The organism is Afipia clevelandensis ATCC 49720 (genome assembly GCF_000336555.1).
Taxonomy (GTDB): domain Bacteria; phylum Pseudomonadota; class Alphaproteobacteria; order Rhizobiales; family Xanthobacteraceae; genus Afipia; species Afipia clevelandensis.
Genome location: NZ_KB375281.1, coordinates 3,889,016 through 3,903,859, shown reverse-complemented (window position 1 = coordinate 3,903,859; position 14,844 = coordinate 3,889,016). Strand labels below are relative to the sequence as shown.

The following is a 14,844-nucleotide window of genomic DNA, read 5'->3' as shown; positions in this document are numbered from 1 at the left end:
GCGAGCGTGATCAGAAGCAGGTGACGCGCTCCGCGGCAATGTATCCCAGCAGAAGGCCGGTGCCGAACAGCAGCACCAGAGTCGCCGCGCCAAACTCGATCCCGCGCAGCAGCACGGCGCCGCTGCCATCGCGGCCGGCGGCGATACGGGCGGCAACTCCCTTCGCCGACACTGCGAGGATCGCGATGACGGACACCGTGATCGCGGTGCCCAGACCCATCAGCAGGGCTGCGGCGACGCCCGTCCAGAACAGGCCCTGCGCCAGCGCGAACACCAGCACCAGGATCGCGCCGGAACAGGGCCGGATGCCGACTGTCAGGATCGCGCTCAAGCCTCGCGACCAGCCGCCAGGACCGGCCAGTTCGCTCGGCTCCGGGCCATGCGAGTGGCCGCAATGTTCGTCATGAACATGACCGGCGTGGTCATGATGCGTGTGGCTGGAGTGATGATGATCGTGATCGTGATGGGCCGCGCGCGCATGTGAGTGACCTTGACCCGGACCGTGATCGTGACCGTGAGAATGATCGTGGTGACCGTGGTCATGTGCATGGCTGTGCGCATGACTTTGGACATGGGCCATGGCCGGCACCAGTTGCGGCGCGGAGCGGTAGGCCCCCAAGGCACGGACAAGACCCCGCCCCTTGGTCCAGACCAGCCGCGCGCCGAAGGCCGCGATCAGGCCGTAGCTCGCGATTTCGATCACGCGCTCGGCGCCGCACATAGTCTTCGCGGTGGCGTTCAGCAGCAGCGCGCCGATCCCGACAATCGCAATCGCCACCAGCGCTTGCATCAGCGCCGAGGCGAACGACAATACGATCCCGCGTTTCGCGGTTTCTTCATTGGCGACCAGATAGGACGAGATCACCGCCTTGCCATGACCGGGGCCTGCCGCATGAAACACGCCATAGGCGAACGAAATGCCGAGCAGCGCCCACACCGCACTGCCATCGGTTTTCGCCGCGCGAATGGTCTTCGACATCTGGAGATAGAATTCGGATTGCTTGGCGAGCAGCCAGCCGATAACGCCGCTCGCCTGCGGCTCGGCAGCCGCGCCCTTCGGAGCGCCGAAGGGATTTTGCGCGAGAGCTGCATGGATGGCACTATCGAGATAAAGCGCCGCAACCAGCATCAGCGCAACGACAGCAACTTTGCTCCAGACGTCATTCCGGCATGCGCCTTTTGGCGCAGACCCGGAATCCAGTCTTCTCGCTATGTCTCTGGAGTTCAGGTTCGCACGCGATGCGCGCCCCCCGGAATGGCGTTTTTCTGACATCAGGGGCAATCCACCGTGATCTTGTTGGCGAACATCGCGCCATAGTTCGAGTTGTCGCCGTTCAGGAACGTCTGTTCGTTCATGGTCTGCGCCTGCGCGCTGCCGTCGGTCGGACGCTGGAACGCCAGCTTGCAGTTGGGCGGGGCGCCGACCAGCGTCACCGGATCCTTTTCATGCAGCTTGAAGTCGATGAAATAGGACGGATCGAACACCTCGACCGCCAGCGCCTGCGTTTTGAACGGCGTCTTGAACGGCAAGGTGAAATGCAGCGTCAGCGCGGAATCCTTGTAGTCGAGATAGTAATCCACCGGATCGCTGAATTTCTCTTTTTTCTGGCTGCCTGCTGCGCCCGCCTTGGCGAAGGTGAAGAAGGCATATTCCTTCAGCGACTCCACATTGGTCTGCGCCAGCGGCTTCAACTCGTCTCGGGTGTAGACGCCCTTGGTCTTGCTCTCGATCCCTTGCAGGGCATAGGTCGAAAACATGTCATCGAAGGTCCATGCGTGGCGCACCCCGGTGATGGTGCCGTCCGGCGCATAGATCAATTGGCTTTTGGCCGTGATCCAGACATGCGGATGGGCCTGCGCAGCCACGCTTCCCAGCACGGTTGCGACAATCACGCCCAAGGTCTGAATGAGACGGCGTGTCATGATGCGCTATTCGACCTTATGCCGCTTCGGGTTCGTTGAGCAGGCCACGGCGGCGCAGCAGCGCGTCCGGCTCGGGCTTGCGCCCGCGGAAGGCGATGTAGGCGTCTTCCGGGTCGCGCGATCCGCCCGATGAGTAGATGTCGTCGAGCAGACGCTTGGCGACCGCCGGATCGAAAATGTTGTGCGCTTCCTCGAATGCGCCGAAGGCATCCGCGTCCATCACCTCGGACCACATGTAGCTGTAGTAACCCGACGCATAGTGATCGCCGGAGAAGATGTGGCCGAACTGGGTCGGACGATGGCGCAGCGCGATTTCGGCCGGCATGCCGATCTTGTCCAGTTCCTGCTTCTCGAAGGCGCGCACGTCGGTGATCGAGGCCGCCGGCTGGGTGTGGAATTCGAGGTCCATCAGCGCGGAAGAGACGAATTCCACTGTGGCGAAGCCCTGATTGAACTTGCGCGCGGCAATGAAACGCTTGAGCAGATCCTCCGGCAAAGGCTCGCCGGTCTGGTAGTGCCGCGCGAACTTTTGCAGCACCTGCGGCTGCTCCTGCCAGTGCTCATAAAGCTGCGAGGGCAGTTCGACGAAATCCGTGAACACGCTAGTGCCGGACAGCGACGGGTACATCACATTCGACAGCATGCCGTGCAACCCATGGCCAAATTCATGAAACAGGGTGCGGGCGTCATCCGGCGAGAGCAGCGACGGCTGGCCGTCGGTGCCCTTGGAGAAGTTGCAGACATTGATGACCAGCGGCGCGACATCGCCATCGAGCTTCTGCTGGTCGCGCAGCGAGGTCATCCACGCGCCGGAGCGCTTGGACGGACGCGCGAAGTAGTCGCCATAGAACAGCGCCTTGTGGTGACCCTTGGCGTCCTTGACCTCCCAGACCCGCACATCCGGATGCCAGACCGGGATGTCCTTGCGCTCGGTGAAAGTCACCCCGAACAATCGGGTCGCCACATCGAAGGCGGCGTCGATCATGTGGTCGAGTGCGAGATACGGCTTGATCGCAGCATCGTCGAAATTGGCCCTGCGCTGGCGTAGCTTTTCGGCGTAATACCGCCAGTCCCAGGCAGCGAGCCTGAAGTTGCCGCCCTCCTCCGCAATCAGCGCCTGCAGCGCGTCGCGGTCGGCCAGGGCGCGGGCGCGGGCCGGCTTCCAGACCCGTTCCAGCAGACCGCGCACGGCCTCCGGCGTCTTGGCCATGGAATCCTCCAGCCGGTAGGCGGCGAAGCTCGGATAGCCGAGGATCTTTGCCCGCTCCTCCCGCAGCTTCAGGATTTCGAGAATGGCCGCATTGTTGTCGTTGGCATTGCCGTTGTCGCCGCGGGCGGTGAAGGCCTTGAACACCTTCTCGCGCAGATCGCGGCGGGCGGAATCCTTCAAAAACGGCTCGACGAAGGAGCGTGACAGCGTCACCACCATCTTGCCCGGCATCCCGCGTTCCTCGGCCGCGGCTTTGGTGGCGGCGACAAAACTGTCCGGGAGACCCGCCAGATCGCCTTCGCCAAGCTCCATGGTCCACTCCTGCTCGTCGCCGAGCAGATGATGGCTGAAATCTGTCGAGAGGTGAGCCAGCCGCTCGTTGATCTCGGCGGTCCGCGCCTTGGCTGCCTCGGAGAGGCCCGCGCCGGCGCGGTGGAAGCCGGTCCAGGTCCGCTCCAGTAGCCGCGCCTGCTCGCCCGTCAGCTTGAGCGAAGACGCTTTGTCGCGCAGCTTGGAGACGCGGCCAAACAGCACAGCGTCCATGCTGATCGGATTCCAGTGCCGGGCCTGCTTCAGCGCCACCTCGGATTCGATCTTGAGAAGCTCCGGGTTGGAGTGTGCGCCCACGAGGTCATAGAAAACTGCCGAGACCCTGGAGAGCAGCTTGCCGGCCCGCTCCAGCGCGGTGACGGTGTTCTCGAAAGTCGGCTCCGCCGGATTGGCCTTGATCGCCTCGATCTCAGCCGTGTGCTCCGCGAACGCCTTGTCGAATGCGGCCGGAAAGTGCTCGGGGCGGATTTCGGCGAAAGGCGGCGTCTCGAACGGCGTCTGCCAGGGGGCCAGCAGCGGGTTTGCTCGGGAGGCAGCGGTCGATTTTGACATTGCGAGGCCTTATTTGCAGCGATTTTCAGGTGCTTCTCTATACCATCGGGTGGGGCTTTTTTGCGCCCTAACCCTTGATCGGGGGCGCGATTTCGCAGAGATTGCGGCCCGAAACGGGATCACAAAATCATGAACGCCAAGAAGCTCGAAGCCAACGCCCGCGAAATCGCGTGGCCCAGCGTCGTCACCGTCCTCAGCGCCGCCATTCTGATCGGCGCCGAGGTGTTCGGCGCCGCCTTCGCTGGCGGCTGGGCGCTCGCGATCCTGTTCGGCCTCAGCGACACCGCCGCGCACATCGTGCAGGCCGTGCTTTTCCTGATCGGCGTCGCGATCATGATCGCCTTCGTGCGCGGCGCGCAGCGCGTCGAGCCTTTCACCCGGAAGATTTAAGGTCGCACCCGGAAGATCTAAGATCCCGCTGCGCCACAGGCGCTTTTCGCACGCTGAAAACTTAACGCGCGTTCATCTTTCTCGCCGTTCGTTAACGCAAGCGCGACATTTCGATCACGTCATGGGGAAAGTTGTCTCGTGGCGCAAAAAATACTTGCGAACCAGACTCAAAACTCATATTTCCACGCTTGCCCAATTTCGCACGTGCCTGTGGTCGTGTGTCAGTCGGTAGGTATCCGGACAAGAGGCCGGACAGCCGCCAAGGGGACGAAGAACCGAGGGTCGCTTCAGTCGTGAGACTCAAGAGGCCAGCATCTCTCTCAAGGGATGCCGTTGAAGGTGACTTCTCTCCTTGCAACCGTGACTGGCAGCCGGAGGCGAACCGGCGCACCCCGCTCTCAACGGGGGACGCGACTTAAAGCAACGACGGATCGGGCTTTTTTGGTCTCTACCGGCATTCCACCGCCGGCGCGGGCTACTGAAAAGGCTTGTCCTTCATTGCCAGGTGTGCGGGCGGGAAAATCCCAACCAATCCACGGCAGCACAGTTTGGTTTGAGTTTTAGGCTCTGTCGCGTCTCCACAGTGCGGCACAGGTCTATCGCTCATCCGACATCATTTTTGGACGTCCCGTCGCTGGGCGTTTGGGAGGGTGCTATGACCGATCGTATCCAGGAATTCCTGCGCAACCGCCGCAGCGAGGGCCTCGACACCGAGCCGTGCCTCGTCGTCGACCTCGAAGTCGTGCGCGACAACTATCAGACCTTCGCGAAGGCGCTGCCGGACTCCCGCGTGTTCTACGCGGTGAAGGCCAACCCGTCGCCGGAAGTGCTGTCGCTGCTGGCGTCGCTCGGCTCGTGCTTCGACACCGCGACCGTCGCGGAGATCGAAATGGCGCTCGCCGCCGGCGCAACCCCGGACCGCATCTCCTATGGCAACACGATCAAGAAGGAGCGCGACATCGCGCGCGCCTTCGCGCTAGGCATCCGCCTGTTCGCGGTGGACTGCGCCGCCGAAGTCGAGAAGATCTCCCGTGCCGCTCCCGGCGCGAAGGTCTTCTGCCGCATCCTGTACGACTGCGCCGGCGCCGAGTGGCCGCTGTCGCGGAAGTTCGGCTGCGACCCGGAGATGGCTGTCGACGTTCTCGACCTCGCCAAGAAGCTGGGCCTCGAGCCGGTGGGCATTTCGTTCCACGTCGGTTCGCAGCAGCGCAAGGTGAAGGCGTGGGATCGTGCGCTGGCGATGGCCTCGACGGTGTTCCGTGACTGTGCCGAGCGTGGAATCAACCTGTCCCTGGTCAACATGGGCGGCGGATTCCCGACGAAGTACCTCAAGGACGTTCCTCCGGTCGTGCAATACGGCCGGTCGATCTTCCGCGCGCTTCGCAAGCACTTCGGCAACCAGATCCCGGAGACCATCATCGAGCCGGGCCGCGGCATGGTCGGCAATGCGGGCATCATCGAGACCGAAGTCGTTCTGATCTCGAAGAAGAGCGACGACGATGAGAACCGCTGGGTCTACCTCGACATCGGCAAGTTCGGCGGCCTCGCCGAGACGATGGACGAGTCGATCCGCTACCAGATCCGCACGCCGCATGACGGCGCGGACATGGCGCCTTGCATTCTCGCCGGCCCGACCTGCGACTCCGCAGACGTGCTGTACGAGAAGGCGCCGTACCCGCTGCCCGTCACGCTCGAGATCGGCGACAAGCTGCTGATCGAAGGCACCGGTGCGTATACGTCGACGTACTCGTCGGTTGCCTTCAACGGCATCCCGCCGCTGAAGACGTATCACATCTGAACAGCCTCCTCTGAGGCTTGAACAACCGGACGCCGGCTCGCCAGCGTCCATCCCGTCACATCGCTGTTTGCTGACAACACTCCGCGGCGCTTTCGCCGTCCGGAGTGGGGACTGACGTGCCATGACTGCTGTTTGGAAAAAGACCACCGCCCTCACCCCCGATGCCGCTCCGTTCGCGATCCGTGCGGAACGAGCCTCGGACGTCGTTGCGCGTGAAGCGCTGCTGGATGCGAGCTTCGGCGAAGGCCGGCACGCGCGCACTTGTCAGCGCCTGCGCGACGGACGCATGCCCGCCGAAGGCCTCGCCTTCTCGGCGGTGCGTGACGGCCGCGTGGTCGGCACCGTGCGGTTGTGGCACGTCAGCGCGGGAGGCCTCCCCGCGCTGGTGCTCGGCCCGCTGGCCGTGGATGCATCGTGCCGCTCGCTCGGCGTCGGCGCGGCGCTGATGGAGCGCGCACTGGCTGCGGCCAGGGCGCGCGGCCATGGCGCGGTGATCCTGCGCGGCGACGCGGCCTATTACCGCCGGTTCGGCTTTTCGGCGGACAAGACCGGCGAGCTCGCGCTGCCCGGCCCGTTCGAGCGCGAGCGGCTACTGGCGGTCGAACTGCGGGAAGGCGCGCTGGATGACGCCTTCGGCATGATCGTCGCCACCGGCGACAAGGCCCGCCGTCCGCGGGCCCGCGCCGCTGGAAAAGCTCGACAGGTTTTCGTCCGGGCCGCTTGATTTGAGCGTCAGGACACGGCATTGCGGGGCCTGAAACAAGCCCCGCAATTTCGTTGTCACAAGGAAAAGACCGATGTCCCGCCGCCTGATTTCATCCGGATCGCCGTTCGAGAAGATCGCCGGCTACAGCCGCGCCGTGGTCGAAGGCGATATGTGCTTTGTCGCCGGAACCACCGGCTACGATCCCGTGACCAAGGTTCTGCCGGACGACGTCGCCGAGCAGACCCGCAACTGCTTCAAGGTGATCGCCAGCGCGCTGAAGGAAGGCGGCTTCGAGATGGCCGACCTCGTGCGCGCGACCTACTACGTCACCGACGCCAACGATTTTGACGCTGTGTTCGCCGTGTGTGGCGAAACCCTCGGCGACATCCGCCCGGCGGCGACGATCGTTGCCGTCTCCGCGCTCTACAAGCCGGAGATGAAAGTCGAGATCGAAGTCACCGCCAAGCGCCGGGGCTGATAATGCGCTGCGGTTCATAGAGCGTCGCCCTTCAATACCGCACCGCAGCCCGATACCGGTCTCCTCGGCAATCAGACTCTGGCATCTTGCGACCAATGTCTGGGATACCAGAGCTTGTGAGCCGTCCCGAGACGCTTCATACTCCCCCGCAAGCTGGCTGACGCCGGGCGACCCCAAATCGTCCGGCGGCAAGACACGGCATCGTAGAGGGAGAGAACATGACCAAGACTATTCCGGCCATTGTGGCCGCATTTGCGCTTGTTGCCACGTCCACCGTCGCATCCGCCCAGGTTGTGCTGAAGGCTTCGCACCAGTTCCCCGGCGGCAAGGGCGACGCCCGCGACGAAATGGTTCAGATCCTCGCGCGCGAGGTCAACGCCGCCAATGTCGGCCTCGAAATCAAGGTCTTCCCCGGCGCAAGTCTGGTGAAAGCCGCAGAGCAATGGCGCGCCATGCAACGCGGCCAGATCGATATCTCGTCGTTCCCGCTGGACTATGCTTCGGGATCAGAACCCCAGTTCGGCGCGACCCTGATGCCGGGACTGGTCAAGAGCCACGAACACGCACTGCGCATCAACAAGTCGCAGTTCATGAAAGACATCAAGGACGTCATCAACAAGGCCGGCGTCGTCGTGCTCGCCGATGCATGGCTTGCCGGTGCCTTCGGCGGCAAGGACAAATGCATTCTCGAACCCGACGATGCCAAGGGCCTCAAGGTCCGATCGGCAGGAGCGACGTTCTCCGAAATGTGGGCGGGTGCAGGCGCCTCGATCGTTTCGGTGCCCTCTAACGAAGTCTACAACGCCCTGCAGACCGGCGTCGCCAACGGCACGGATACATCGACCGGCAGCTTCGCGTCCTTTCGTCTGTATGAACAGCTGAAGTGCGTGACCGCGCCCGGCGACAACGCCCTGTGGTTCATGTACGAGCCGCTGCTGATGTCCAAGGCCTCGTTCGACAAGCTCAATGATGCCCAGAAGAAGGCCGTTATGGCGGCCGCCAAAAAGGCGGAAGACTATTTCGCGGGCGAATCGAAGAAGCTCGACGAAAAGATGATCGACGCCTTCAAGAAAGCCAATGTTCAGGTCGTGACCATGACCGCCGAACAGGCGGACAAATGGCGCAAGATCGCCGCAGCCACATCGTTCAAGACCTTCAGCGACAAGGTGCCCGGCGGGAAAAAGCTCATCGACGAAGCGCTCGCCGTCAAGTAGGCGGCGGCCGTGGATATCTTCCTTAATGGCGTCCGGCGGCTGTCGCAGGTCAGCGGGGTCGTCTCGACCCTGCTGATCCTGATTTCCGCGCTCGTGGTCTGCCAGATGATCTTCGTCAGGTCGGTGCTGGGCGAATCCTCGATCTGGCAGACCGAGTTCGTCACCTTTGCCCTGATCGCGGCGACCTTCATCGGCGCGCCGTACATCCTGATGACCCACGGTCATGTCAATGTCGACCTGCTACCGCTGGTGCTGCCGCAGCGCTGGCGCGTGATTCTCGCTTTCTTTGCATCGCTGGTCGCGCTGGCTTTCTGTCTGGTGCTGTTCGTCAACAGCATCGACTGGTGGTACGAGGCCTGGACCACCGACAAGCACACCAGTTCAATCTGGCGGGCGCGGCTCTGGATCGCCTATCTGCCCGTCCCCGTCGGCATGGCGCTGCTCTGCCTTCAGTACATCGCCGATATCCTCGCGCTCGCCACCGGCCGCGCGATGCCGTTCGGCCTCAAACCCGAGGACCGGCTGTGAGTCCCCTTGTCATCGGCCTCCTCATCTGCGCCATCACCTTCTGCGTGCTCGCCACCGGCATTCCCATCGCATTCGGAATTGGCGCCGTCGCGCTGGCTTTCATGATCATCTTCGATGGCATGCGCAGCATCAACTTCCTGACCGAAACGCTGTTCGCCGGCCTCAACGATTTCACTCTCGTCTCGATCCCGATGTTCATCATCATGGGAGCGGCGATTGCGTCATCGCGCGCCGGCAGCGACCTGTACGAGGCGCTATCGCGCTGGACCCACAAGGTGCCCGGCTCGCTCGTCGCATCGAATCTCGGCGCCTGCGCAATCTTCGCCGCGCTGACCGGCTCGTCTCCGGCGACCTGCGCCGCAATCGGCAAGATGGGAATTCCCGAAATGCGGCGGCGCGGTTACGACGCCGACCTCGCCACCGGCTCGATCGCGGCGGGAGGCACGCTCGGTATTCTGATTCCGCCGAGTCTCACCATGATCCTCTACGGCATCGCGTCCGAGACGTCGATCGGCCGGCTGTTCATTGCGGGCATCATTCCCGGATTGCTGCTCACCGCGCTTTTCATCGCGTGGGCGATCTTCCTGAGCTGGAAGCGCGGCACGCGGCTGATCGACCACGACCGCATCTATACGCTCAAGGAAAAGCTCGAACTGATGCCGAAGCTGCTCCCGCTGATCGCGGTGATCATCGGCGTGATCTATTCGCTCTATGGCGGCATCGCCACACCGTCCGAAGCTGCCGGCGTCGGCGCGGTTCTGTGTATCGTCATGGTGATGGCGATCTACCGGATGTGGCGTCCGGCGCAGGTCTGGCAGATCCTGCGCGACGGCATGCGCGAATCCGGCATGCTGCTGTTCATTATCGGCACCTCGATCCTGTTCGGCTACATGATGTCGAGCCTCTATGTGACGCAGTCCGTCGCGGAATGGATCGCCAGTCTCGACATCAACCGCTGGGTGCTGATGTTCTACATCAACGTGCTGCTGCTGGTGGCCGGATGCTTCCTGCCGCCCGCGGCGATCATCCTGATGGCGACGCCAATCCTTGCACCCATCATTCACAATGCCGGCTTCGATCCGGTGTGGTTCGGCGTTATTCTCACCATCAACATGGAATTGGGATTGATCACGCCGCCGGTCGGCCTCAACCTGTTCGTGATCAACGGCATCGTTCCCGACGTGCGGCTGCCGACGATCCTGAAGGGCGCTTTCCCGTTCATGCTGCTGATGGTGCTGGCGATCATCCTGATCAGCATATTTCCGGGCCTTGCGACTTGGCTGCCTGATCGCGTCATGTGATGGCCGCAACCCCGGGACCGTGGGCGGCCGGTTGACTTTCCGGCTGCCTGTCCTAGCTTAAGGCCATCATGTCGAACGCCCGCAACAACTGCTTGTTGAATCGCGCAGGCCGCCTTCAAACTGGAAGGTAGCCCGGACGGCTGCGCGTGCGCGCCGTACCGGGATTTGACGTCCTTTACCCCGAAAATCAGTCCGTGACGGAACCCGCGCCATGCGCGGGCCTGTTGCGTTGTGCATCCCGAGCCAAATGATGGAGACATTCATGGCGACCTATCTGCAGCCCGCGCTGCCGCCGATTTCCCTGCGCATGTGCGACGCCGATCGTCTGCGCAACATTGCCGAGGCCGCCTCGGACAAGTATCCGCAGACCACCGATTTCCTGGCGCGGGAAATCGAGCGCGCCGACATCGTGCCTGACGCGCGGCTGTTGCCCGGACTTGTCACCATGGACTCGGACGTGACCTTCCGCGACGACATCAGCATGCAGGAGCGGTCCGTCACGCTGGTGTATCCGGAGGCCGCCGATGTGGACGCCGGAAAAATCTCGATCCTGACCCCGATTGGCGCGGCCCTGATCGGCCTGTCGGTGGGACAGACCATCGAATTCCAGACGCCCGGCGGCCGCTGGCGCTCGCTGACCGTGCTGAAAGTGAAGCAGCCTCGCTAACCAGCCGTTTCAAGACGGTTTTGTGAAAATCCGCTGGTAAACCGTCGTTGCCGCCACGCCAGAGTTGCCGTAGGTCTTGCGGCAGCATTTTTCCCTGTGATCCGGAGTTTTGATTTTGAGCAAGTTCCCCGTTTACGCGCGCATCAGCGGCCCGATTGTCATGGTCGGCTTCGGCTCCATCGGCAAGGGCACCCTGCCGATGATCGAGCGGCACCTCGACTACGACAAGTCGCGCATCACGGTGATTGATCCCAAGGATGAAGGCCGCAAGGCCCATTGCGAGAAGCACAATGTGCGCTTCATCCAGCAGGCCGTGACCAAAGACAATTATCGCGAACTGCTGACGCCGCTGCTCACCGAGGGCGGCGGTCAGGGATTCTGCGTCAATCTGTCGGTCGACACCGGCTCCACCGACATCATGGAGCTCTGCAACGAACTCGGCGCGCTCTATATCGACACGGTCAACGAGCCGTGGCTCGGCTTCTATTTCGATGCATCGAAGGGGCCTGAGGCACGCTCCAACTACGCGCTGCGCGAAAACACGCTGGCCGCCAAGCGGGCGCGCCCTCCGGGCTCGACCACCGCTGTCTCCTGCTGTGGCGCCAATCCCGGCATGGTCTCGTTCTTCGTAAAGCAGGCGCTGCTGAACGTCGCCTCCGACCTCAAGCTCAACGCGCCACGGCCGAAGACCAAAGCGGAATGGGCGGACCTGATGCGTCAGGCCGGCATCAAGGGTATTCACATCGCCGAGCGCGACACCCAGCGCTCGAAGAAGCCGAAAGAGCCAGACGTGTTCGTCAACACGTGGTCGGTGGAAGGCTTTCTGTCGGAAGGCGTGCAACCGTCCGAACTCGGCTGGGGTACCCATGAAAAGTGGATGCCTGAAAATGCACACACCCACGAAGCCGGCTGTGGTGCTGCGATCTATCTGATGCAGCCCGGCGCCAACACGCGCGTGCGCACCTGGTGCCCGACTCGCGGCGCGCAATACGGCTTCCTCGTCACACACAACGAGTCGATTTCGATCTCCGACTATTTCACGGTGCGCGACGCATCGGGCACGGTTATGTATCGACCGACTTGCCACTATGCCTATCATCCAGCGGATGATGCGGTGCTCTCGTTGCACGAAATGTTCGGCCGCGCGGCCAAGATGCAGGAGAAGCATCACATCTTGGATGAAAACGAGATCGTCGACGGCATCGACGAGCTTGGCGTGCTGCTGTTCGGGCACGACAACAACGCCTACTGGTACGGCTCGCAGCTCTCCATCGAGGAGACGCGCAAGCTCGCGCCCTATCAGAACGCCACCGGCCTGCAGGTGACCTCCGCCGTGCTCGGCGGCATGGTGTGGGCGCTGGAAAATCCGAACGAAGGCATCGTCGAAGCCGACGAGATGGATTTCGACCGTCTGCTTGAAATCCAGATGCCGTATCTCGGGCCGGTGAAGGGCTACTACACCGACTGGACGCCGCTGACCGATCGCCCGGGTCTCTTCCCGGAAGACATCGACACCAGCGATCCCTGGCAGTTCAAGAACGTGCTGGTGCGGTAAGGACCGAACAGCAAGCGTGTCATACGCGGGCTTGACCCGCGTATCCGTCTTATCAAAACAGCATTTGACGTAAGAGTTAGATTGCCGGGTCAAGCCCGGCAATGACGGTCTGTGTTGGGTGCGCCGTTTGCGCTTTGCACTACTTCGCCAGATAGTCGAACACGACCGACCCGAGCCCTAGCGTCAGGTCGGTCTTGTAGTGAAGCGCAGAGACCACCTCGCGCACCGGCAGGCGCGCCACATCGGCGAGGGCATGGGGAAACAAACCCAGCGCGCCTGGGCCGGTCCATGCCTCTTTCAGCGTGACATCTTCCAGATAGTAGCGCACCAGTTCGCAGATGCGCGGTGTGCCATCGACATGCGGAATGATTTTCAGCATGAAGTTCGGCACACCCAGCGCTTTCAGCAGCGAGTCATGATCGACCGCGCGATGCTTGTAGCCCATGGTCGCGCTCGCACAGAGCACCGAGCCATAATGCAACGTGCCGACGAGCACGTCTGTCTCGACCGCAAGTTTCGGTGAAGCAAGTTTTTTGGGAAATCCCCACAGCTCGCGTCCGCCTGCGATCGGAGCATCGTCGTCCAGATACATCGAATGGACGTAGCCGCCTTCTTCGCCGTTAAAACGAACGGGTATCACTTGCCCGGTTTCGGTGTAGTCGCCAAAACCGGTGGAGTCGGGCATCCGGATGAACTCGTATTTTACCAGATCACCAGTTACCTCGAGCGGTTCAGGCACAATAGCCCGCAACGCCTCTGGATCGGTGCGATAGGTGATGACGAAAAACTCGCGATCGAAGAAACGATAGGGTCCGGGCGGAAAAGAGGGATTGGTAAGCGGCATGGCGTAGGCCGTGCGCCTGACGTCATCGATTTTCATCTTGGATGCCCCATAGCTGTGCGTCGCATTTGTCGCGACGCGTTACTATGAAGGCCGACCTGATGACTTGCGAGACGTTAAAAGCGGCAGAATGCTCATTAACGCGTGAACTTAGTTCTTGATCGGTTCGCCCGTTTTCTCGGCCGGCGCGGGTGGTAGCGCCGGCTTTGCGCCGGCCTTCTGTGCGTCGGCGTCTGGACGAGCCGGTTCTGGCGCAGGTGTCGTCGGCCGCGTGCCGCCGGGCTTCGATTCCGCCGGACCATCCATCTTGCCTGCCGGCGGCGGAGGCGATTGATCCGATGGCTGTGTCGTTTGCGCCAGATGAATGTCGCCGCGCGAGGCGAACTGCATCAGCGAAATTCCGGACAGAACCAGACCGCCTGCAATCAGGATCGCTGACAGAAGGAGATCTGTCCGATTCACCTTTCGCTGTTCGTCCGGAGTCATCTCGGCACCCGTTTGGTCACTGCGTTCCAGCGAACCAACGGGCGGCCCCAGCGATGGTTCCGGAATTTGCCCGCAACCCCTATGTCGCACGCAATGAATAGCAAGGAAAAATCTGGAACCCGGATGCGCGGACGCCGCCGGATCAGTCTTTCGTGCTCACATCCCATGTCGCATGGCGCACGCCCGGACGCCGCGCGAGTTCTGCCGTCACCGCATCGAGCTCCTTCGCATCGACCGCGGTGCTGACCAGCGTGGCGACGATCTCCAGCACGTCCTCACCACGTTCGATCACGTTGACACCGCTGACCGGATAGCTCGCCGCTTCCAGTTTTTCGACCAGAACATCGCGTACCGCGTCGAGGGATGCCGCATCCACCGTGAGTCTGATCTCATAAGTGGCTTCCGACGCGCGCTCGTCCAGCGGGCTGCGGTTGATAGCGTTGACCAGCGGCCGCAGCAGCGTGTTTCCGGCCAGCACGAAGGCCGTCAGCGTCACCGCCTGCGCCAGCATGTCGGCGCCCGCGCAACATCCCACAGCGGCAGAACCCCACAACGTCGCCGCCGTATTCAGGCCGCGGACATTCATGCCTTCCTTCATGATGACGCCGGCGCCGAGAAAGCCGATACCCGACACCACATAGGCGATCACGCGCACCGCCCCGTCGGCGCCGGCAAGCTGCATCGCCAGATCGACAAAAGCTGCGGCACTCACCGCGACAAGTACATTGGTCCGCAGACCTGCTGTACGCAAACGGTATTGCCGCTCGGCCCCGATCAGGGTGCCGAGCACAAACGCCGCCGTCAGACTGACAAGCGTGTCGAGGAAATCATAGGTCTGGAATGTCGTCAGAAACCGCATGACGAC

At 62.5% G+C, this 14,844-nt stretch carries 15 protein-coding genes; 9 read left to right on the top strand and 6 right to left on the bottom strand.

Features of this window, described 5'->3' with window-relative positions; genetic code table 11:
* Positions 1-10: 10 nt before the first annotated feature.
* The 3 genes from HMPREF9696_RS18735 to HMPREF9696_RS18725 form a co-directional block, all read right to left on the bottom strand.
* The gene (locus tag HMPREF9696_RS18735) at positions 11-1,129 is read right to left on the bottom strand and encodes a nickel/cobalt transporter (protein ID WP_040301618.1); all 1,119 of its coding nucleotides are present in this window, start codon (positions 1,127-1,129) and stop codon (positions 11-13) included.
* A gap of 143 nt (positions 1,130-1,272) precedes the next feature.
* A complete protein-coding gene (locus HMPREF9696_RS18730) occupies positions 1,273-1,923 on the bottom strand; it encodes a DUF1007 family protein (protein WP_002714617.1) in 651 nt (216 codons plus the stop codon).
* Between the two features lie 16 nt (positions 1,924-1,939).
* Positions 1,940-4,015: a M3 family metallopeptidase gene (locus HMPREF9696_RS18725; protein WP_002714616.1), complete on the bottom strand. Its 2,076-nt coding sequence runs from the start codon at positions 4,013-4,015 to the stop codon at positions 1,940-1,942.
* A gap of 129 nt (positions 4,016-4,144) precedes the next feature.
* Between HMPREF9696_RS18725 and HMPREF9696_RS18720 the strand changes: the two genes are divergently transcribed.
* The 9 genes from HMPREF9696_RS18720 to HMPREF9696_RS18680 all read left to right on the top strand — a co-directional run bounded on the left by HMPREF9696_RS18720 (position 4,145) and on the right by HMPREF9696_RS18680 (position 12,652).
* Entirely contained in the window at positions 4,145-4,405 is a 261-nt protein-coding gene (locus HMPREF9696_RS18720) for a hypothetical protein (protein ID WP_002714615.1), read from the top strand.
* 655 nt (positions 4,406-5,060) lie between these two features.
* On the top strand, positions 5,061-6,203 hold the full coding sequence (locus tag HMPREF9696_RS18715) for a type III PLP-dependent enzyme (protein WP_002714614.1): 1,143 nt from the start codon (positions 5,061-5,063) through the stop codon (positions 6,201-6,203).
* Between the two features lie 121 nt (positions 6,204-6,324).
* Entirely contained in the window at positions 6,325-6,927 is a 603-nt protein-coding gene (locus tag HMPREF9696_RS18710) for a GNAT family N-acetyltransferase (RefSeq protein WP_002714613.1), read from the top strand.
* Between the two features lie 73 nt (positions 6,928-7,000).
* On the top strand, positions 7,001-7,387 hold the full coding sequence (locus tag HMPREF9696_RS18705; protein WP_002714612.1) for a RidA family protein: 387 nt from the start codon (positions 7,001-7,003) through the stop codon (positions 7,385-7,387).
* 218 nt (positions 7,388-7,605) lie between these two features.
* Complete coding sequence (gene dctP, locus HMPREF9696_RS18700) at positions 7,606-8,601, top strand: TRAP transporter substrate-binding protein DctP (protein WP_002714611.1); 996 nt, start codon at positions 7,606-7,608, stop codon at positions 8,599-8,601.
* Between the two features lie 9 nt (positions 8,602-8,610).
* Positions 8,611-9,129 carry a TRAP transporter small permease gene (locus HMPREF9696_RS18695; RefSeq protein WP_002714610.1) on the top strand — a complete coding sequence of 173 codons (519 nt, stop codon included), beginning with the start codon at positions 8,611-8,613 and terminating at the stop codon, positions 9,127-9,129.
* Positions 9,126-10,430: a TRAP transporter large permease gene (locus HMPREF9696_RS18690; protein ID WP_002714609.1), complete on the top strand. Its 1,305-nt coding sequence runs from the start codon at positions 9,126-9,128 to the stop codon at positions 10,428-10,430. Before HMPREF9696_RS18695 ends, HMPREF9696_RS18690 begins: the two co-directional genes overlap by 4 nt.
* Before the next feature lie 262 nt (positions 10,431-10,692).
* Positions 10,693-11,097, top strand: coding sequence for a nucleoside diphosphate kinase regulator (gene rnk / locus HMPREF9696_RS18685; protein WP_002714608.1), 405 nt, complete (start codon positions 10,693-10,695; stop codon positions 11,095-11,097).
* 160 nt (positions 11,098-11,257) lie between these two features.
* A complete protein-coding gene (locus tag HMPREF9696_RS18680) occupies positions 11,258-12,652 on the top strand; it encodes a homospermidine synthase (protein ID WP_051053337.1) in 1,395 nt (464 codons plus the stop codon).
* 139 nt (positions 12,653-12,791) lie between these two features.
* Here HMPREF9696_RS18680 and HMPREF9696_RS18675 read toward each other — a convergent pair whose 3' ends face one another.
* The 3 genes from HMPREF9696_RS18675 to HMPREF9696_RS18665 form a co-directional block, all read right to left on the bottom strand.
* Entirely contained in the window at positions 12,792-13,532 is a 741-nt protein-coding gene (locus HMPREF9696_RS18675; protein ID WP_002714606.1) for an acetoacetate decarboxylase, read from the bottom strand.
* Between the two features lie 111 nt (positions 13,533-13,643).
* Entirely contained in the window at positions 13,644-13,979 is a 336-nt protein-coding gene (locus HMPREF9696_RS18670; protein ID WP_040301615.1) for a hypothetical protein, read from the bottom strand.
* 142 nt (positions 13,980-14,121) lie between these two features.
* Positions 14,122-14,838, bottom strand: coding sequence for an MgtC/SapB family protein (locus HMPREF9696_RS18665; protein ID WP_002714605.1), 717 nt, complete (start codon positions 14,836-14,838; stop codon positions 14,122-14,124).
* Positions 14,839-14,844 lie beyond the last annotated feature (6 nt).